The organism is Streptomyces sp. KR55, assembly GCF_052245645.1.
Lineage (GTDB): Bacteria > Actinomycetota > Actinomycetes > Streptomycetales > Streptomycetaceae > Streptomyces > Streptomyces flavusporus.
The window spans coordinates 1-19,788 of sequence record NZ_JBQQCE010000158.1; the positions used below are offsets into that span (position 1 = coordinate 1).

General features: G+C 70.8%; 15 protein-coding genes. 3 read left to right on the plus strand and 12 right to left on the minus strand.

Annotation, left to right across the window (positions count from 1 at the left end; genetic code table 11):
* Positions 1 to 154: 154 nt before the first annotated feature.
* The 7 genes from ACTWQJ_RS23205 to ACTWQJ_RS23235 all read right to left on the minus strand — a co-directional run bounded on the left by ACTWQJ_RS23205 (position 155) and on the right by ACTWQJ_RS23235 (position 11,116).
* Positions 155 to 2,155 carry a glycoside hydrolase family 31 protein gene (locus ACTWQJ_RS23205; protein ID WP_443308529.1) on the minus strand — a complete coding sequence of 667 codons (2,001 nt, stop codon included), beginning with the start codon at positions 2,153 to 2,155 and terminating at the stop codon, positions 155 to 157.
* Between the two features lie 47 nt (positions 2,156 to 2,202).
* Entirely contained in the window at positions 2,203 to 3,054 is an 852-nt protein-coding gene (locus ACTWQJ_RS23210) for a carbohydrate ABC transporter permease (protein WP_443308530.1), read from the minus strand.
* A complete protein-coding gene (locus ACTWQJ_RS23215; RefSeq protein ID WP_443308531.1) occupies positions 3,051 to 4,031 on the minus strand; it encodes a carbohydrate ABC transporter permease in 981 nt (326 codons plus the stop codon). The genes ACTWQJ_RS23210 and ACTWQJ_RS23215 overlap by 4 nt, the downstream gene beginning before the upstream one ends.
* 22 nt (positions 4,032 to 4,053) lie before the next feature.
* Positions 4,054 to 5,310 carry a sugar ABC transporter substrate-binding protein gene (locus ACTWQJ_RS23220; RefSeq protein ID WP_443308532.1) on the minus strand — a complete coding sequence of 419 codons (1,257 nt, stop codon included), beginning with the start codon at positions 5,308 to 5,310 and terminating at the stop codon, positions 4,054 to 4,056.
* 17 nt (positions 5,311 to 5,327) lie between these two features.
* Positions 5,328 to 6,362 carry a LacI family DNA-binding transcriptional regulator gene (locus ACTWQJ_RS23225; protein WP_443308533.1) on the minus strand — a complete coding sequence of 345 codons (1,035 nt, stop codon included), beginning with the start codon at positions 6,360 to 6,362 and terminating at the stop codon, positions 5,328 to 5,330.
* A 69-nt stretch (positions 6,363 to 6,431) separates the two neighbouring features.
* Positions 6,432 to 10,094 carry a LamG-like jellyroll fold domain-containing protein gene (locus ACTWQJ_RS23230; protein WP_443308534.1) on the minus strand — a complete coding sequence of 1,221 codons (3,663 nt, stop codon included), beginning with the start codon at positions 10,092 to 10,094 and terminating at the stop codon, positions 6,432 to 6,434.
* Positions 10,095 to 10,504: 410 nt separating this feature from the next.
* Positions 10,505 to 11,116, minus strand: a complete 612-nt coding sequence (locus tag ACTWQJ_RS23235) for a TetR/AcrR family transcriptional regulator (protein ID WP_443308535.1) — start codon at positions 11,114 to 11,116, stop codon at positions 10,505 to 10,507.
* Positions 11,117 to 11,289: 173 nt separating this feature from the next.
* Here ACTWQJ_RS23235 and ACTWQJ_RS23240 point away from each other — a divergent pair, with 173 nt between their 5' ends.
* On the plus strand, positions 11,290 to 12,750 hold the full coding sequence (locus tag ACTWQJ_RS23240; RefSeq protein WP_443308536.1) for an APC family permease: 1,461 nt from the start codon (positions 11,290 to 11,292) through the stop codon (positions 12,748 to 12,750).
* Between the two features lie 26 nt (positions 12,751 to 12,776).
* Positions 12,777 to 14,348, plus strand: coding sequence for an amidohydrolase (locus ACTWQJ_RS23245; protein WP_443308537.1), 1,572 nt, complete (start codon positions 12,777 to 12,779; stop codon positions 14,346 to 14,348).
* 469 nt (positions 14,349 to 14,817) lie between these two features.
* Here the strand turns inward: ACTWQJ_RS23245 and ACTWQJ_RS23250 are convergent, their stop codons facing one another.
* The 5 genes from ACTWQJ_RS23250 to ACTWQJ_RS23270 all read right to left on the minus strand — a co-directional run bounded on the left by ACTWQJ_RS23250 (position 14,818) and on the right by ACTWQJ_RS23270 (position 18,704).
* On the minus strand, positions 14,818 to 15,894 hold the full coding sequence (locus ACTWQJ_RS23250; protein WP_443308538.1) for an NAD(+)/NADH kinase: 1,077 nt from the start codon (positions 15,892 to 15,894) through the stop codon (positions 14,818 to 14,820).
* 125 nt (positions 15,895 to 16,019) lie between these two features.
* Positions 16,020 to 16,313, minus strand: coding sequence for a hypothetical protein (locus ACTWQJ_RS23255; protein WP_443308539.1), 294 nt, complete (start codon positions 16,311 to 16,313; stop codon positions 16,020 to 16,022).
* Positions 16,306 to 16,881 (minus strand): Dps family protein, encoded by a 576-nt coding sequence (locus ACTWQJ_RS23260; protein WP_129801498.1) that lies wholly within the window; start codon positions 16,879 to 16,881, stop codon positions 16,306 to 16,308. Before ACTWQJ_RS23260 ends, ACTWQJ_RS23255 begins: the two co-directional genes overlap by 8 nt.
* Positions 16,882 to 16,977: 96 nt before the next feature.
* A complete protein-coding gene (locus ACTWQJ_RS23265) occupies positions 16,978 to 17,697 on the minus strand; it encodes an alpha/beta fold hydrolase (RefSeq protein WP_443308540.1) in 720 nt (239 codons plus the stop codon).
* A 35-nt stretch (positions 17,698 to 17,732) separates the two neighbouring features.
* Positions 17,733 to 18,704, minus strand: coding sequence for an alpha/beta hydrolase (locus ACTWQJ_RS23270; RefSeq protein ID WP_443308541.1), 972 nt, complete (start codon positions 18,702 to 18,704; stop codon positions 17,733 to 17,735).
* A 336-nt stretch (positions 18,705 to 19,040) separates the two neighbouring features.
* Between ACTWQJ_RS23270 and ACTWQJ_RS23275 the strand changes: the two genes are divergently transcribed.
* Positions 19,041 to 19,788: amidohydrolase family protein (locus tag ACTWQJ_RS23275; RefSeq protein ID WP_443308542.1), on the plus strand; the 748-nt coding region annotated here is incomplete at its 3' end.

Here is a 19,788-nt window from a genome sequence, read left to right on the forward strand (position 1 = left end):
TTGGTCTGCTGCAGCGTCGCCCAGAATCCGCCGGTGAGCGTCGTCTCGCCCATGCCGAGCGGTCGCTGCCGGCCCCAGGAGGGGAGTACCGGGCGGCCGCCCTTGGAGTCGGCGCCGGTCGTGCTCTCCTGCACGGTCACGTTCGTGGTTCTCCTCATGCGGTCAGGGGGACGTCCGCGCCCTCGCGGGTGAAGACGGGGATGTGGTCGATGGGCGCGGGGGCCGTCACGGTGCGGCCGCCCTCGTGGACCTCGCCGCTCGCGGCACAGACCCAGCGGTTGCCGGCCGGGAGGTACACCTCCCGCGACCGTTGCCCTGGCTGCGTCACCGGCGCGACGAGGATGTCCGGGCCGAACAGGAACGCGTCGTCCACCGCCCAGGCGTGCGGATCCTCCGGATGGTCCACGAACAGCGGCCGCATCGGCGGCAGCCCGGTACGGGCGGCCGTGCGCATCTGCTCGTGGATGTACGGGCGCAGCCGCTCCCGCAGGTGCAGCAGGCCCGAGATGATGTCGTACGCCTCTTCTCCGTACGACCACACCTCGTTGGGTCCGCCGGTCTGCGCGAAGGAGGTGGGGTTGCGCGGCTCGCGGTCGCCGTGCAGCCGGAACAGCGGGCAGAACACGCCGAACTGGAACCAGCGGATCATCAGTTCCCGGTAGGCCGGGTCGCGCGCGTCGCCACCGTGGAAGCCGCCGATGTCGGTGGTCCACCACGGGATGCCGGACACGGCGGTGCTCAGCCCGGCCCGTATCTGCTGCCGCAGGGACTCCCAGGTGGCGGGGATGTCGCCCGACCAGAGCGCCGCCCCGTACTTCTGCGCGCCCGCCCATGCCGAGCGGCACAGCAGCACCGTCGGCTCCCCGTCCGCCGCCATGCCCTCGGCGAACAGACGGGCGTTGTCCCGCGGGTAGATGCCGGCGACCTCGGCGCCGGGCCCTGCGTACAGGGACAGGTGTCCGGGGTGCGCCGGGTTCAGCTCGGGTTCGCAGGCGTCCAGCCAGAACACGCGGACGCCCAGGTCGCGGTAGTTGCGCCGGACCAGGTCCCATACGAACTGCCGTGTCCGGGGGTTGGTGGGGTCGTAGAACGCCACCGGCATCGGTGCGGCCATGTCTTTGTCCTGGATGGTCTGGTGGAACTCCACGCCCTGGTGGGTGCCGACGAGGAGACCGCGGTCGCGGTAGTCCGCGAAGTGCTCCGACAGCGGCGAGACCGTCGGCCAGATCGAGACCATGAGCTCGACGCCCAGTTCGGCCAGCTCGTCGACCATCGCCTTGGGGTCGGGCCACTCGCTCTGGTCGAAGCGGTAGTCGCCCATGGCCGACCAGTGGAAGTAGTCGGCGACGATGACCGACAGCGGCAGGCCTCGGCGCCGGTGCTCGCGCGCGACGGCGAGGAGCTCGTCCTGGTCGCGGTAGCGCAGCTTGGACTGCCAGAAACCGCTGGCCCACTCGGGCAGTTCGGGTGTGTGCCCGGTCGCGTCGGCGTAGCGGGCGAGGACGCCGGCGGGTGTCGGGGCGGCGGTGAACCAGTAGTCGATCTCGCGTGCCTGGCCGGCCTGCCAGCGCGTGGCGTTCTGCGCGAACTCGACGCGGCCGACGGCCGGGAGGTTCCACAGCAGCCCGTAGCCCCGGTTCGACAGCACGAACGGAATGCTCACCTCGCCGTTGCGCTGGACAAGGTCCAGGGCCAGCCCCTTGAGGTCCAGCCGGCCGTGGGTGCGCTGCCCCATGCCGTACAACCGCTCGCCCTCGTACGCGGCGAACTGCTGGTGCACCTCGTGGGTGCCCCACTGGTTTCCGGTGAAGACCCGGGCCCCCGGCAGCCAGAAGTGCTCGCGGCTCTCGGCCAGCAGCTCGTCTCCCGTGCTCGTGCGCGTGAAGGTCAGCAGCGGCTCGGGGTAGGCGGCTCGCCGGTCGAAGTCCACGTGCACGGTGAGGTCGCCGTGCACGAACGTGGCCCGGTCCTTCTCGGCGGTGATCTGCGGGAGGTCGCACGGCGGGAGCCGGTCCAGGGCGCCGTGGCTCTCGGCCGGGATCCGGTGCTGCGCCGCGCGGACGCGGACACTGTCGGCGCCCCAGGCCTCGATGGTCAGGACCTCGTGGCGGTGCCGTACCTCGAGGGCGGTCGGGGACGGTCGGAAGCTCACCATGAACTCTTGTTCCTCACAGTCGGTTTCCCCACAATCAGTGCTTGACGTCAGTCCTTGACGGCGCCCGCGGTGACGCCGCCGGCGACGAAGCGTTGGGCGACGACCAGCAGGACGGCCGCGGGGACGGAGGCGACGGCGGCGGTCGCCATGATCGAGTTCCACTCGGTGGTGTTGTTGCCGATGTAGGCGTAGATCCCGAGGGTGATCGGGATCGCGTCGCCGTTGCGGTCGAGCGTGGAGGCGAAGATGAAGTCCGACCACGCCCACAGGAACGCGAACAGCGACACCGTCAGCACGGCGTTGCGGCTGAGCGGCAGGATCACGGAGCGGAAGATCCGCCAGGTGTTCGCGCCGTCGATCTTCGCGGCCTGCATGAGCTCGCCGGGGATGCCGGACATGAACGCCGTCAGCACCATGACGCCGAAGGGCACGGCGATCGTGGAGTCGGCGATGATCAGGCCCCAGACCGAGTTGAGCCAGCCGAGCCGCACATAGATGGCGTAGAAGCCCACCGCCATGACCACGCTGGGGACCATCTGCGCAACCAGCAGCAGGAAGTTGACCGTGCCCGCCCCCCGCGGGCGCAGCTTGGCCAGCGAGAACGCGGCGGGCGCGGAGATCGCCAGGGTGAGCAGCACACAGCCGAGGCCGATACCGAGGCTGGTGGTCAGGGCCGGCAACTGGTCGCGTACGACGTTCGCGTAGCCCTCGAGCGTCGGGTCCCACGGGAACCAGTGCGGCGGGTCGGACCGCATGTCCTCGGTCCTGGTCAGGGACACGTTGAAGATCCAGTAGACCGGGAAGAGCATGACCGCGGTGAGGAAGATCCCCAGGGCCGTCTTCCACCAGGGCCTGCGCCGGGGGTGCCGGGGCGTGACCGAGGGCGTCGGCGCTGTCATGACCGCTCCTGTCGACGCTGGAGGTGGAGGTAGAGGAAGCCGAAGGCCAGGGCGATGAGGATGAGCAGGTTGCCGATCGTGGCCGCGGGTGAGAAGTCGGGCAGCCCGGTGCCGAAGGCCTCCCGGTAGGACCACACGGCCAGCGTGGTGGAGGTGCTGCCCGGCCCGCCGGTGGTCATGATCCAGATCACGTCGACGACCTTGAGCGTGTAGACCAGACCGAGCAGCAGGGTGATCGCCGAGACGGGGCGGAGCAGCGGGAAGGTCACCCGCCAGAACTGCTGCCAGGCGTTCGCCCCGTCCAGCGCCGCCGCCTCGTACAGCTCGCGCGGGATGTTCTGCAGGCCCGAGTAGAGGATGACGAGGTTGAACGGGATGCCGAGCCAGATGTTCGCGATGATCACGGAGGTCAGCGCCCAGCCCGGGTCGGTGAGCCAGTTGATCTGACCGATGCCGAACGCCTCGAGGGCCGCGTTGACGATCCCGTTGTCGCTGTTCATCATCCACGACCAGGTGGAGCCGGAGACGATCAACGGCAGCAGCCAGGGGACGAGGAACATGCCGCGCAGCACCCCGGACAGGCGGAAGTTGTCGCGGAAGAACACGGCGAGCGCGAGCCCGATGGCGTACTGCGCGGCGATCGAGACGAGCGTGAAGACAAGGGTGTTCCGCAGCGCGGGGCCGAACGCCTCGGATCCCATGATGTCGCGGTAGTTGGCCAGACCGGTGAACTCGGCGCCGCCCTGCACGAACGACCTGACGGTGTAGTCGTGCAGGCTGAGGTCGATGTTCCGGTAGAGCGGGTAGGCGTAGAAGGCCAGCAGGTAGGCGATGAGCGGGGCCAGGAACGCGAACGCGGCCCACTGGGTGGAGCGCCCGCGCCCGCGGATCCGCGGGCGCGGGGCGGAGGACGGCTCGCCGGCCGCCGCCCCGCCGGCCTCCCGGGCCTGCGGGGCGGACTTCGTGGACATGTTCATGAAGCGGCTCCTCGGGCGGCGGTCAGCCGACCTCGTCCTCGGCGGTCGCCTGTGCTGCGCCGAGCGCGTCCTTGGCGCTCTTGCTTCCGCTGAGGGCCTGCTGCACGGCGGTCCACAGGGGCTCGGAGATCTTCGGGTAGTCGGTCCCGAGGTCGTCGCTGGTGCGTCCCTTGGCGGTGCGCACGGCCTCGACCCACGGCTCGAGTTCGGCCTGGTCGGCGAGCAGTTTCTCCTGTCCGGCCTTCGTCGGCGGGATGTAGTACGCGAAGGTCGTGGCCGTCTCCACCATGCCCTCCGGGGTGGTCATGCACTCCACGATCTTCTTGGTGGCCTCGTACCGGGCCGTGTCGTCCTGCACGGGAGTGGTGATGAACTCGCCGCCGGTCGGGGTCGGTGCCACCCCGCCGTCCTTGCCGGGTATCTGGATCACGCCGGTCGGGAAGTCGGCCTCCGCGGCGCTGTTGACCTGCCAGGTGCCGTTCACACCGAAGGCGAAGTCGCCGGTCAGGAACTCCTCCCAGGTCGTGTTCTGGGAGTTGTTGATCACGGAGTTGGGTGCGTAGCCGTTCTTCAGCCAGCCGGTCCACAGGTCGAGGGCCTCGGCGGCCTCGGCCGAGTCGAGGTCGCGCAGGTCCGCTCCGGCGCCCCAGAACCACGGCAGGAACTGGAAGGAGCCCTCCTCGGTGCCGATGCCGGCGAAGGTGATGCCCTTGTGGCCGGCGTCCTTCACCTTCTTCAGGGCGGCGGTGAGCGACGCCCAGTCCTTGACCGAGCCGGGGTCGACGCCGGCGTCGTCCAGGACGGTCTTGTTGTAGTAGATGGCAAGCGTGTTGGCGCCAATGGGGATGCCGTACTCCTTGCCGTCCACCACACCGGCCGCGAGCAGGTTCTCGTCGATCTCGGAGGTGTCGAGGCCGAACTCCTCCATCGTGGTCAGCATGCCGGTGTCGGCGAGCGTCGAGACGGCGGGGTTGTCCAGCAGGATGATGTCGGGCGAGGTGCCCTCCTGGGCGGCGAGCAGGGCCTGGTTGGTCAGCGCCGTGGTGTCGTAGGCGGTGCGCTTGATGGTGACGCCCGCCTCGTCACCGCACTTCGTGACGCGCTTGGCCCAGTCGGACGACTTGTTGTGCTGCGGGTACGGGTCCCACCAGGTGTAGGTGTCGTCGGCCTGGTCGCCGCCGCTGCCGGTGTTCGACGAGCAGGCGACCGCGCCGGTCATGAGGACGAGGGCGGCGCCGAGCACGCCCGCGGCGCGGAAGGGCTTCGGGAGGTCTCTCACTGTCTTTCTCCTTGAACTCATGAGGTGCTGGGTGGTGCGGAGGGCACGCCGGTGCTCCCGCGGTCGACGAGCTCGGGCGTGAGGAGCCGCAGGACGTGCGGCTCGTCCCTGGCCTGCGGGGTGACGATCCGGCGCACGAGCTGCCGCACGGCCATCTCCCCGAGGAGGTCGGGTGCGCTCTCGATGGAGGTGAAGGGCAGCGAGAAGGTGCGGGCGAACTCGTCGGAGTAGCGGCCGATGACCGACAGGTCCCGTGGTGTCTCCAGACCGCGGGCGTGCAGGACGGACGGCAGCGCCGCGGCGGCCGCCTCGTTGTTGAGCAGCAGGCCGGTCGCGGCCGGGTGGGCGTCCAGCAGGGCGTGCAGTGTCCGTCCGACCTCCGGCTGCCGCGACTCGCCGAAGACCGCGTGGAGTTCGATGCCGCGGGCCCGCGCCTGCTGCACCACCGCGTTCTGCAGCCGCCACACGTAGGCGCCGCCGCGCTGGACGACGTGTTCGGGCTGCGAGACCAGGATCAGCTCCCGGTGCCGCAGCTGGTGCATGTGGTCGACCATCAGCCGGCCGGCCGCCTCGAAGTCGAGGTCGAAGACGTCCACGCCGGAGCAGTCGCCCGGCAGCCCGACCAGCGCCCCTGGCTGGGGCGCGGATCTGAGGAGCGGGAGCCGGGCGTCGTCCTGCGCGACGTTCAGCAGGACGACGCCGTCGACCATCCGGGAGCTGGTGATCCGGCGCAGCGCGCGGGCGCCGTCGGCCTCCGTGACGAGCAGGGTGTCGTACCCCAGCTCGCGCGCGGTGTCGGAGATGCCCAGCATGTACTGGAGCATGGCCGGGGCGAACTCGTCCTCGTGGAACTGGGCGAGCAGGCCGAGGACCATCGTCTCCGCGGTGGCGAGGGCGCGGGCACCGGCGTTGGGCGTGTAGCCCAGCTCCCGCGCCGCGTCCGCCACCCGCTGCCGCACTTCCGCGGAGATGGACCGCTTGCCCGACAGTGCGTACGAGGCGGTGCTGCGGGAAACCCCGGCGGCGCGCGCGATGTCGCCGATCGTGACCACTCTGACTCCCTTGTCCTTTCACTTCACGGCCGTGAGGCCATTCACCTCACGGCCGTGGGGCCGTTCACTTCACGACCGTGGGGCTGCGAACCTGGCGACCGTGATCCTGTCGATCAGGGGCGCGTACTTCGAGCGCAGCAGCACGCCCGGGAACGTGTCCGACGCGTACGTCTCGCCGTCGAAGTTGGGCAGTTCCTCCGAGCGGAAGGCGATCGTGTTCTGGCCCTCCTTCAGCTGAACGGGGACGGTCAGCTCCCAGAAGTTGTTCTGGTGGAAGCTGTGCGGGAAGCTCACGCGCCGTGCCTCGCCACCGTTGACGCTGATGTCGGCGTGGCGGGCGAGCGGGTCCGGGTTGTAGTGCGTGGCCTCGGACTGCTCCGGGTTGGAGTAGCGGATGCGCAGCGCGTACAGGCCGGTCCGGTCGGCGGCGACGGTGAACGTCGCGGTGTTGTCGTTGCCGGGGTCGCCGCCGATTCCGCTGATCGCCGTGCCGTCGGTGGCCAGGGAGAGCGGGGTCAGCGTGGCCGAGCCCGCGAGCTTGGCGTCCTGTGCCTCGTACGTACGTGCCGGCAGCGCGCCCTCGGTCGGCGTGACCCTGAGGCGGTCGACGAGGGTGGTGGACGAACCTCCGGTCAGCGTCACCTTGTTGACGCCGCCCGAGAGGGAGACCGCCGCGCTGCTCTTGCCCCTGCTCAGCCGCAGGACGTCATGGCCGTTGACGGCGAGCTTGGCGCCCGAGCCGGCGAGGGTGTCGACCTTGAGGGTGGCCTCGCGGTCGGCCGGCGAGTAGACCCAGAACGTGGCGGTCTGGCCCTTCGCGAGCCGGGCCGCGCCCGAACCGGTGGCCGCCCGCTTCGGCAGGTCGTAGACGGGCCGCGCCCCGCCGCCCAGCCAGGCCAGCTCGCCCTCGTACACCTGGGTACCGGCTGAAGCCGCGGGCAGGGAGAGGGTGAGGCGGTCGACGATGGCGTCGCCCTTGGTGGCGCGCTTGCCGTCGGCGCTCTGCGCGGCGAGCGTCAGGGTGTGCTTGCCCTTGGTGAGCTTCACCTTGGTGTCGGTGTGGTCCCACACCACCCATTTGTAGCCCAGCGGCAGGTACAGCTCCTGCTCGCTGTCCGCCTTGCCGTCCACGCGCAGGAAGACGTTGGTCGGGCCCTGCTCCTTCACCTTGTCGAAGGTGTTGAGGGAGTTGGCGAAAACGCTCAGGTCATACGTGCCGTCCTCGGGCACGTCCACCGTGAAGTCGAGCTTGACGTCGGAGCCGGTGCGCAGGCCGCCCACGTCGTAGCCGCCGGAGGTGTAGAACTTCGACACGTCGCGGGGCGAGCCCTCCGGGCCGTTCTTGGAGTAGCCGGAACCGGTGTGGGCGGCGTCCTCCGCCTCGTAAGAGGCATTCCAGCGCACGGGCGGGGACTGCGTGCTCTTCGCCTTCCCGGCCGGGCTGAGGACGATCTCGTACGTCGAGGACTCCTTCAGCTTCGGCAGTGTGCCGTCGCCGAAGTCGACGACGACCTTGCCGTCGTCACCGACCTTCAGGTTCTGCTCCGAGAGCAGCTTCGGGCCGGAGTTGTCGCCGACCTGGCCCGTCCACTCGATCTCCTTCACCCAGGCGTGGACGCGGTCCCCGAAGATCTTCTTCGGGACGTTGTCGAAGGTGATGTGGCCCTTGCCGGTGGAGCCGCCGAAGATCAGCCGGGACTGCTTCTTCTTCTCGTCCAGCGTGGCGACGCCCTGCATGGTGTAGTTCTCGCCCGGGAACGGCGGGGTCACCTTCACCGTGTGCCCGCTCATCGAGGCGTACGAGTGCAGCAGCCACCACTGGCCGTTGCCGCGGTTGGACTGCACCGCGGAGTCGGAGAGGTTGCCGTCGATGTTCCAGTACGCGATGTCGGCGTCCACCTTGGACTCCTCGATCGCGGACACCCACTGGATCATCTGGCCGGGGACGGAGGTGTGGTAATTGAAGGCGTACTCGTTGATGTTGATGGGGAGTTGGGTGCCCTCGCGGTCGGTGCCCTTGAACAGGTCCTTCTCCCACGCCCGGTACTTGGCGACGCTCTCGCGGACCGCCTCCGGGTGGCTCAGCTCGTGCCAGGTGATGACGTCCGGGAGGGTGCCGGCCTCCAGGGTGTGCGTGAGGAAGCCCTTCACCTGGTCGTAGAGGACGCTGGTGTTGGGGCCGGCGATGCGGGCCTCGGGCATCTTGCCCTTGATGAGCTGGTAGAAGTCGTCCCAGGCGGCGAAGTAGTCGTCAGGGTCGTTGAGCCAGCTGACCTTGTTGTAGCTCCACTCGCCGGTGCCGAACATGTTGCCCTCGGGCTCGTTGAACGGCACGAAGACGATGTTGTCCTGGTACTCCTTCGGCAGCTTCAGGACCTGGTCGACCTGCTTGACGATCTTCTCCCGGTAGAGTTTGAGCTTCTCCTCGGGAGTGTCGCCCGGCCACTGGTACGGGAAGCCGCGGTGGATGTCCGTCATGTAGATGTACACGTCACCGTTGGTGGAGTCGGCCAGCGGCTTCACCACCTCCAGCGCGTCGGCACCGGGGTGCTGCGGGCCGTCCTGCGCCTTCGTGGAGACCGTGCGCAGGCCCATGCCCTCGATGAGGTTGTTGGTCGGGACGTCCGGCCCGTACACGCCGTAGAGCGTGCCGGAAGCGCCGCCGTGGAACTTGCCGGTGTCCAAGCCGAGGTCGACGTTGAGCTGGCCTTCGCGAACCACGGTGACGGTCGCCTTCACCGCGCGTCCGGCAGCGGTTCCCGCCACGGTGAAGGTGCCCGGCTGGACGTACTTGTCGGCGGGTACGGCGTCCCAGGTGATCGGGGTGTCGCGGTCGTAGCCGTCGGAGAAGGAGGAGCGGACGGCGGCGGGCAGGGACGGGGCGGTCCCGGTCGTCGTACGGGCCTCGAAGGACGTCTTGGAGAGCTCCTGCAGGGTGGGGACGTTCCCGGCCATGTCGGCCACCTGTTCTGAGTTGAGCGCCGAGTGCCACACGGTGAAGTCGTCGACCGCGCCCTTGAGCAGCGGATCCGGCCAGAACGACTTGCCGATGTAGCCGGCGGCCGTGGCCGAGCTGTCCAACACGTCCCTGGCCTTGATGCTGGTCTCGGCGGAGGAGACCGCCACGCCGTCGAGATACGTGGTGAGCCGGCCCGCGGAGCTGTCGAGGGTGACGGTGACGGTCTGCCACTTGTCCGCGGGGAGCGGCGCGTAGCCGCGGACCTGTGCCTCCGCGCTCCCACCGCCGGTGGTCACGGAGGTCTGGAACAGCCCGTTGCCGTTGTACGGAGTGCTGAAGAGGTACTTGGTGGTGTCGGTGCCCAGATCGAAGATCCGCTGCCAGGACGACTTGTCGCCGCTCCACTTCACGCGCGCGGAGACCGTCAGGTCGGTTGCGGAGCCGACCGCTTCGCGGGGCAGCCGGACGTACGCACCGTCGGAGGTGGGCGCCCCGCCGGGCAGGTCCAGCGCCGAGCCGCCGTCCGCGCCGCCGACCAGGGCGGCGGTGGAGCCGTTGACCAGCGTGCCGTCGAGCCCGTTGCCGGAGCTGTCAGTGACCTTTCCCGAGCTCAGGTCGTCGGCGTCGAAGGTGTAGTGCAGCTTCGGCGCCGGCAGTTCGGCGGCGGTCGCGGCCGGCACCGTCAGGCCCGTGGCCAGCAGGCCGGCGCCCAGTGCGGTGACGACCAGCGCGCGGGGGCCCGGGCGCGCCCGTCTTGCTCTCGATTGCACCATCGGTTGCAGCTCCTGTGAGTCGATACGTGGGTCTGTCGAACCGGTTCGACGCCGCTCGCTGCCGCCCTCTTTCGAACCGGTTCGACAACGAGGCCGCCGTCACTCTCCTTGCTGTGTGGCGCCATGGTGATACGCGACGCCGCCGACGTTCGAAATAGCGAACGTCATGCGGGATTTCGCCTCGGCGAGGATGGCTTCACTCCGGGCGTGGCGTCAACACCCGTGACACACATCGGTAATGGAGCTCTTACCGAGAACGCGTCCGCGCAGCTCAGGCAGCGCACCCCGGCCAGGGCACCTGTCGTGGTCCCTGCGGGCCCAGTTGTCGTCGCGGCTGTTGCGCGGAAGCGCGCAGACGACCTCGAAGCCGCCCCTTGGGCGGCGGCCGGCATGGAAGGCGCCTGCGCAGGTCAGGCCCGGGCGGTCCGCATGGCCCGTGCGTGATCCAGGAAACCGGTCAGCCCCACCTCGAACGCCCGGTCCGCCCGCCCCTCGCCAACCGCGGCCAGCGCCTCGGCCAGCCGAGGCGTGGGCGTGCCATCCGCCAGCTCCCACATCGTCTCCGGCGCCGCGAGATCGAGCGCCGAGCCCAGCACCAGGTTCTCCAGGGCTACGAGCAGCGGCATGACCTCGCCGGGGGCGAACCCGGCGTCCAGCAGCAGCGTCACCGCCCGCTCGTACTGCTCCAGCACTCGGGGCGCACGTACGGGTGACGTCATCAGCAGCGGGATCGTCCTCGGGTGCGCGGCGAACGCGGCTCGGTACGAGCGTGCCCAGGCCCCCAGCGCCGCGTCCCACGGCCGCGCGTCCAGGGTGGTGACGTCGATCGCGGACACGACCCGCTCGCGCAGCAGTTCCACGATGCCGTCCCGGCCGTCCACATGGTGGTACACCGAGCCGGTCTGCGCCCCGAGCCGCCGGGCGATCTGCGGCACGCTGAAGTCGCCCTGCTCGTCGATCAGTTGCAGCGCCGTGGTGGTGATGCGCTCGCGGTCGAGGAGCGGTGTGCGCGGCCGGCCCATCGTCAGTCTTCTCCCTGAGGTCTTCCCGCCTACCCAACGGAAGGTTACATTGCAGAAACCGAAAGGCTTTAGATTTACGGGTCCCGGCGCACGTCATCCGTGGTGCGCCGGGACTTTCGGCGCCATCCCGCACGCCCGGAACCCCTCCCGTACGCCACTCGAAGGGCCTTCCCATGTCCGTGACCACCAACGAGCCCCCGAAGGAGGGAGCGCCGTCTGCCACGGCGGGCCTGCGCTCCGGCTCTCTCGGCACCGCCGACATCGCCTTCTTCGTCGTCTCCGCCGCCGCGCCCCTGACCGTGATGGCCGGAGTCGCCCCGCTGGCGATCCTGCTCGGCGGCATCGGAGCCCCCGTCGGCTACCTCCTGGCCGGCATCACCCTGGCGGTCTTCGCCGTCGGCTTCACCACGATGAGCCGGCACGTCCGCGGCGGCGGCGCCTTCTACGCCTTCGTCACCCGAGGTCTGGGCCGCCCGGTCGGCATCGGCGCCGCCCTGCTCGCCCTCGTCGGCTACAACGGCATGGAGATCGGCGTCTACGGCCTCCTCGGCACCGCCACCCAGGACACCGCCCACGCCCTCTTCGGCGCCGACGTCCCCTGGCTGCCGATCTCACTGGCCGGCCTGCTGCTCATCGGCTACGGCGGCTACCGCTCGATCGAGTTCGGCGCCAAGGTCCTCGGCGTCCTGCTCGTCGCCGAGACCGGGATACTCGTCCTCCTCGCCGGCGGCGTCCTCGTCAAGGGCGGCGCGCACGGCCTGTCCGCCGCCTCCCTCCACCCCGACCACATCCTCGTCCCGGGCACGGCCGCCGTCATCGCCTTCGCCTTCGCCGCGTTCACCGGCTTCGAGTCGACCGTCATCTACCGGCGCGAGGCCCGCAACCCCGAGCGCACCGTCCCGCGCGCCACCTACTTCGCCGTCGGATTCCTCGGCCTCTTCTACGCGTTCGTCGTCTGGATCGCCATCCAGGCCTTCGGCAACGACGAAGTAGTCCGGGCCGCCGCCGAGGATCCGGGCGGCCTGTTCTTCACCGCGATCACCGTGTACGTGGGCGGCTGGGCGGCCGACCTGATGCACGTGCTCATCGTCACCAGCGTCATCGCCTCCCTCCTCGCCTTCCACAACGCCATCAACCGCTACGCCCTCGCCCTCGCCGAAGAGGGCCTGTTGCCCAGGCGGCTGGGCCGCATCCACCCGCGCCACCGCTCCCCGTACCTCGCAGGCATCGCCCAGACCGTCCTCGGCGCCGTCGTCGTCCTCGCCTTCTGGGCGGCCGGCGCCGACCCGTACGGGCAGCTGCTGCTGTGGGTCAACACCCCCGGAATGATCGGCCTGTTGTTCCTCCAGCTGCTCGCCGCGATCGCCGTGCCCTGCTACTTCCGGCGCGTGAGCCACCGGGAGGGCATCCTGCCCACAGTGGTCGCACCGATCGCCGCCACCGTCCTGCTGGCCACGGCGATCGTCCTGGTCATCGGCCACATCGACCTGTTCACCGGTGCCTCGGCGACCGTCAACACGATCCTGGTCGTGACGGCACCCCTCGTCTTCGCCGCCGGCTTCCCGCTCGCCTGGTGGCTGCGCCGCAGACGCCCCACGGCATACGCCGCCTTCGCCACCGAACCCGCCGAATAACCAGACACACCAAGGGAGTTCACCACATGGCCACCGCCGACCTCGTCCTCGCCGGCGCCAAGGTCCGCACCCTCGACCCGGCCCGGCCGTGCGCCACCGCCGTCGCCGTCCGCGACGGGCTGATCACCGCGGTCGGCGACGAGAGCGACGTACGCGACTGGCTCGGACCGGCCACCCAGCTCGTACGACTCGACGGAGCGCACCTGGTGCCCGGTCTGGTGGACGCGCACAGCCACCCCGTGTGGGGCCTGGAGATGGCCACCGGCGCCGACCTGTCGAAGGTGACCGACCTGGCCGGCCTGCGTGCCGCGCTTGCCGCCGCCGAACGCGTCGACGGCTGGGTGATCGGCCACGGCCTCGACCACAACGCCTTCGAGGGCCGCCCGGTCGACCGCGCCCTCGTGGAGGACGTCCTCGACGGCGCCCCGGCCTTCCTGCGCCTGTACGACGGCCACTCCGCCCTGGCCACCGGGCCGGCGCTCGCCGCAGCCGGCGTGAGCGGCCCCCGGAGCTTCGCCCAGCACTCAGAGGTGGTCTGCGACCCGGCCGGGCGGCCCACCGGCCACCTCGTGGAGCACGCGGCGATGGACCTGCTGGCCGAGGTGCTGCCCCGCCCCTCGTACGAGGCCCGCCGGGCCCGCCTGCTGGAGCTGCTGACCGCGATGGCCGCGACCGGTCTCACCGGTGCGCACGTCATGGACGGCGGCGACCTCGACCTCCTGGAGGCCGTGGCCCGCGAGACGGTGCTGCCTGTCCGGCTGCGGTTCGCCCCCTGGTGCATGCCCGGCGCCGACCGGGACGACCTGGACGAACTCGTCGCGCTCCAGGGCCGGGCCGGGCGGCACTGGCTGGTCGGCGGGGTGAAGTTCTTCATGGACGGCACCGTCGAGGGCGGCACGGCCTGGCTCGACCACGCCGACTGCCACGGGCAGGGCACGCAGGCCTTCTGGCCCGACCGTGAGGCGTACGCCGCCGCCGTACGGCACCTGCACAGGGCCGGGGTCCGCACGGCCACCCACGCCATCGGCGACGCGGCGGTCCGGCACGTCCTCGACGTGGTGGCCGGGCTGGGACCGTCCGGCCACGGGACGCACCGCATCGAGCACATCGAGACCGCGCCGGACGACCTGCTGCCCAGGTTCCGGCAGCTCGGCGTGGCGGCGTCCATGCAGCCCCCGCACACCGCCTACACCCGCGCCGACGGCACCGACGAGTGGTCCCGCCGACTGGGCGCCGACCGAGCCGGCCACGCCTGGCGGCTGCGTGACCTGCGCGACGCGGGCGCCACGGTCGCCCTTGGCTCGGACTGGCCCATCGCCCACTACGACGTCCGGCAGGTCCTGGGGACGGCCCGCCGGCCCAGGGGCGCGGCCTCCGCCCGGGCCGGACTGACCGGGCTGGAGGCACTGGAGGGCTGCACCACGCATGCCGCCCGCGCCGCGGGCGAATCGGCCACGGCCGGTCGGATCGCCCCGGGCCACCGTGCCGACCTCACGGCCCTCGGCGTCGACCCGGCGGCGGCCCCGGCCGACGAACTGGCCGAGGCACCGGTTCGGCTGACCGTGACGGGTGGTCACGTGGTCCACCACGAGGAGTGACACTGGCGCTCGCCCAAGTGCCGGGCCTCGCGCGGTGACACTGCCGATTCCGCCCTCGGCACCCGGCGGCATCTCCATGGACCTGTACGAGGAGGCGGCCCTGGACCGGGCCACGGCGGCCTCGGAGGTGCCTACCTCGCCGTGACCTCGCCGAAGATCTCGACCACTGGATCGGCGAGGGCCGGGACTTCGCCGTCGCCTCGCGGCCGTCAGCGACAGCGCGCCGCGCGGTCCCGGCGCCGCCCTCGCCGTCGTCAGCGACGGCGGGATCGTCGACATCCTGGTCACGCCGGTGCGCGCGCACGCTCTGTCGGGGCGGTCTGCCGGTCCGCTCTGACGGCCGCCTGCCCGGTATCGAGGTCCGGCCGAACTTCTCGGCCACGGCGTGCTGGTGCGTCCCGACGGTTCGTACGAAGGCGGTCTCGGTGGTCGCACGGAACCGGACGATTGCGGCTCTGAGCGATCGCGGTCAGCCCATCGGATGTGGTTGCTCCTCCGGGACCGTGAGCAGCGCCAGATGGGCGAGGTCTCCCGGTGGCGGCGTCGTCACCGACCACAGCGGCGCGGGGGTTCCGTCGGCGACCGCGGCCGGGGCATCGGTCAGTTTCATCCGCTCGCGCAGCCGGCCGTAGAAGTCCATCGGTCCCAGCCGGACCGCCCGCAGTCGGCGCGGAGCCGCGTACACGCCGATCCAGTCCCCGGGTTTGAGTACACCCCGCACCTGGCCGTCGATGCTGACCGCGGCCTGTCCCGACCGTTCGAGCACGCGCAGGCCGATCGGCTCGTCGGGGGCCGTGACGACGGAGCGGTTGAACGCCATGTGCGGGGCGACCGGCGTGAAGACCAGGGCGTCCGCGCGGGGCGAGACGACGGGTCCGCCGGCGGCGAAGCTGTAGGCGGTCGAGCCCGTGGGCGTGGCGACCAGCAGGGCGTCGGCGGAGTAGGACGCCAGGAGCCGGCCCGAGACGTAGACGCCGACGGACACCTGGCGGTCCCTGGAGAGTTTCTCCAGAACGACGTCGTTGAGCGCGGTGACGCTCAGGGGGATACCCCACTCGTCGTCGACCTCGCAGTCGGGGAGCACCTGCGGAGACGGCAGGAGCGGCCCGCGGCCGTACTGCATCAGTGCCTCCATCCCGGCCGGCACTTCCAGACGGCAGGAGGCGCGCAGGGTGAGCAGCATACGGCTGTCGATCCCGTACCGGTCTTCGCGCACCGCGTCCAGCGCAGAGCGCACCGCGGAGGCGCAGACCTCCGTCAGGAAACCCACCCTGCCCAGGTCGACCCCCAGGACCAGGGCGTCGTGCTCGGCGGCCAGCCGGGCGCCGCGCAGAAAGGTGCCGTCGCCGCCCAGGGTGACGATGAGGTCGGGATCGCCCGCGGCCTCGACCTCCTCCTGGGCACTGCGCCGCCCTCCGTCGTCCCACACATCGATGTCCGTGCATCGCACGGCGTGCTCCCCGCACCAGGCCCGGACGACGCGGGCCGCCTCCACGGCCTCCGCGCGCCCGCCGTGCACAACCAGTCCGAGTCGGCTCACCGTCATCTCTGCCTCCTCGACATCGCATCGCTCGCTCAGGCACGGGGACGTCTCATCGAGTCGATCCAAACATCACACCCCTTGCGCAGTCCTGCGGCAACCGGATGCCCTCTCCGGCGGACCTCGGTCGCTCAGCGGGCGTCCGCCGTGCGCTGTCGAGGACGAGGGTGTCGCCCTCGGCGAGCCGGAAGCGCGGCCACGCGGCGGCGAAGGGCCGCTCGCTCGGAGGGCGCCGGCCGGACCGGCGTGCGCAACGGCGCGGGTACGGCATCCTGCCACAGGGCGCCCCACGCCGTGCCGTGGCGCCGGAAGCGCGCAAGGTCGGCTTGACCGAGGAGCAGGCAGCCCTTCCTCGGCGCGGCGCCGGCCAGTGCGTCGAGGAAGGAGCTCAGCTCCTGGACGAGGAGGGGCGACCGGTCAGGCACGGACGAGGGGTGTGTCGACCAGGTGCTCGGCCAGGAACCACGCCTGCAGTTCGCCGGTCCGGATCACCTGGGAGACCAGCAGGTCGTTGGTGCCGTCGTCGCCGAGCTCGCCGGTGCGGGACGCCGCGTCATGGACGTCCGCGAGGATGGTCTCGTGGGCCTCCAGCAGCCGGGACAGCATGGCGGGCACCTCCTCCACCCCGTCCGGCGGGCGCGGAATCGACGTGATCTCCGCGACGTGCCGGGGATCTCCCACCGCGACACCGCCGAGGGTCTGGACCCGCTCGGCGAGGGCGTCGACGAGGGCGAGCTGTTCCCCCGCGTGCTTGTCCAGCACCAGGTGCAGTTGGTAGAAGGTCGCCCCGCGCATCAGCCAGTGGTGCTTCTTGTAGAGGCCGTAGAGGATCTGCGTGTCCGCCAGGACCTTGTTCAGCCGCTGGCAGGAGTACATGCGTGTCTCGTAGGACAGGCCGAGCGGGAACTGCTTGACGGTTCCGAACTCCTGGATGATCTCGCCCTTCTGGTGCAGCCACGGCTGGCTGCTCACGTGCGGGGAGCTGGTGGTCATGGGTCCGCCTCCTGCGGTTCCGGGGGTTCGTCGTACGTCGGTGACCGTGCGGACGTGATCCGGGATCGCGTCCGCACGGCCAGGGGTGGCGCGCGGTCAGCTCGTCGCGCGCACCGCGTCGAGGATCACGTCGGCGGTCTTCTTCGGCTGGGAGACCGCGACGGCGTGCGAGGCACCCTCGATCTCGACGACGGTGGCCCCGGCCCGCTTCGCACCGAACAGCTGGACCTCGGCATCGATGGCCTGGTCGGCCCCGGCCACGACCGCCCAGGACGGCTTGGTCTTCCACGCCGCCGCAGCCGCGGTCTCGGTGAAGGCCGAGGCGGCGAGCGGACGCTGCGCCACCGCGAGCACCTTGGTGACCGCCTCGGGGACGTCGGCCGCGAAGATGGCGGGGAACGCCTCGGGGGTGATGGTGACCTCGACGGCAGGGTCCGCGCCCTCGAGGGGGTACGTGGCCTGCTTGAGGTTGCTGACCAGCGGCGAGTCGGGGAACCTGCCCTGCAGCTCGCCGAGGCTCTCGCCCTCCTCCAGGACGTAGGCCGCGACGTAGACCAGCCCGACGACGTTCTCCGTGACACCGGCCACGGTGATCAGCGCACCGCCGTAGGAGTGGCCGACCAGGACGACGGGACCGTCGATCTGGGCGGCGACGGAGGCGACGTAGGCGGCGTCGGACGCCAGGCCGCGCAGCGGGTTGGGCGGAGCCACCACGGCCACGCCCTCCTTCTGCAGTTCCGCGATGACCCCGGTCCAGCTCGCCGCGTCGGCGAACGCGCCGTGGATGAGGACCACCGTGGGTGTGGACGTGCTCATGTCTGTGTCTCCTCGGATGCTCGGAACTGCCGGCTTCAGGCCGTGTGCAGCGCGGCGCGCAGGGCGGTGACGGCCATCGTGATGGCGGCTTCGGCGGCGTGGGTCCCGCGCAGGGCGTTGAGCATCACGAAGTCGTGGATGATGCCCTGGAAGCGCACCGCGGTGACCGGGACGCCGGCCTCACGCAGCTTGTTCGCGTACGCCTCGCCCTCGTCCCGCAGCACGTCCGCCTCGCCGGTGATGACCAGGGCCGGGGGCAGGCCCGTGAGCTGGTCGGTGGTGGCGCGCAGCGGCGACGCGGTGATCTGGGCGCGCTCGCTCTCGTCGGTCGTGTACTGGTCCCAGAACCACTGCATGCCGTCGCGGCGCAGGAAGTAGCCGGTGGCGAACTGGTGGTACGAACCGGTGTCGAAGGCGGCGTCCGTGACCGGGTAGAACAGCACCTGCTGCACCAGCGGGACGTCACCGCGCTCCTTGGCCATCAGGGTCAGTGCGGCGGTCATGTTGCCGCCCACGGAGTCGCCGGCGACGGCCAGCCGGGAGCCGTCGAGCCCCTTGCTCGCACCCTGCTGGACGACCCACTGGGCGACGGCGTAGTTCTGCTCGATGGCGACGGGGTAGCGGGCCTCGGGAGAGAGGTCGTATTCGGGGAAGACCACGGCGGCGCCGACGCCGACGGCGAGTTCCCGGACCAGGCGGTCATGGGTGTGGGCGTTGCCGAACACCCAGCCCGCGCCGTGGATGTAGAGGATCACCGGCAGGGTGTCCGCAGCTCCGGCGGGCTTGACGATGCGCGCCCGGACGCTGCCCGTCGGACCGCCCGAGACGGTGATCCACTCCTCGTCGATCTCCGGCTTCTCGATCGGGCCGGACTGCACCTCGTCGACGGCCTTGCGCCCCTCCGCCGGGGGCAGGTCGAACAGGTACGGGGGGTTGGCTGTGGCCTCCGCGAAGGCGGCTGCCGCGGGTTCCAGTACCGGCTGGACCGGCTCGACGGCATCGGTCATGTGTGTCTCCTGGTGTGTCGTGCAATACGCCGGGCTTTCCGGCGTGAAACGACCCCGGGCCGTGCGCAGAGCACTCCGGTGCCGCCGCTCGCCACGCTAGATCCGCCGGGCGGTGGGGAATTGTCCGCCAGCGCACCACGGCTGGTCCCACAACGCACGGAAATCCTTCCTCCTGTCCGGGTAACGGCGGTGAGGGGGACGGCTTGTGCGCTCTGAGGACGAATCGAGTGCACGGACAGGACACAGGAGTCCCTTTTTCCGGGGCAGGCTGAGCGCCGGTGGGAAACCGAATTCTTACGTCCCCAAGTTCTCACGTCCCCAAGGGGGTTGCGAAAAGTGTCACCCATACCCGTCGGCGGGCTGGTTCCCCGAGCCATCGACGATGCCGCGGAACTCGTAGTCCGTAACGCCAAGATCCACACCGGTGACCCGCACCGCCCGCAGGCCGAGGCGCTCGCCGTGCGCGCCGGCGTCATCACGGTCGTCGGGGACGACAAGGACATGGCCCCGCACATCGGCCCGGCCACGAAGGTCGTCGACGCGCTCGGCCGCCGCATGGTGCCCGGCCTCAACGACGCCCACCTGCATGTGATCCGGGGCGGCCTGAACTACGTACTGGAACTGCGCTGGGACGGCGTTCCCACGCTGCGGCAGGGCCTGGCGATGCTGCGTGAGCAGGCGGCCCGGACCCCGAAGGGCCAGTGGGTGCGTGTGGTGGGCGGCTGGTCGGCCGAGCAGTTCGCCGAACGGCGGCTGCCGACCGTCGCCGAACTGAACGCCGCAGCCCCGGACACCCCCGTGTTCGTGCTGCACCTGTACCAGTCGGCCGTGCTCAACCGGGCGGCGCTCCAGGCCGCCGGATTCACGAAGGACACCCCCGATCCCAAGGGCGGCCAGATCGTGCGCGGCCGGGACGGGGAGCCGACGGGCATGCTGCTGGCCGCGCCCAGCGCGCTCATCCTGTACTCGACCCTGGCCAAGGCGCCGGTGCTGGACGGCGAGCACCGGAAGACCTCGACCCGGCATTTACTGCGCGAACTCAACCGGTTCGGACTGACCTCGGCCATCGACGCCGCAGGCGGAT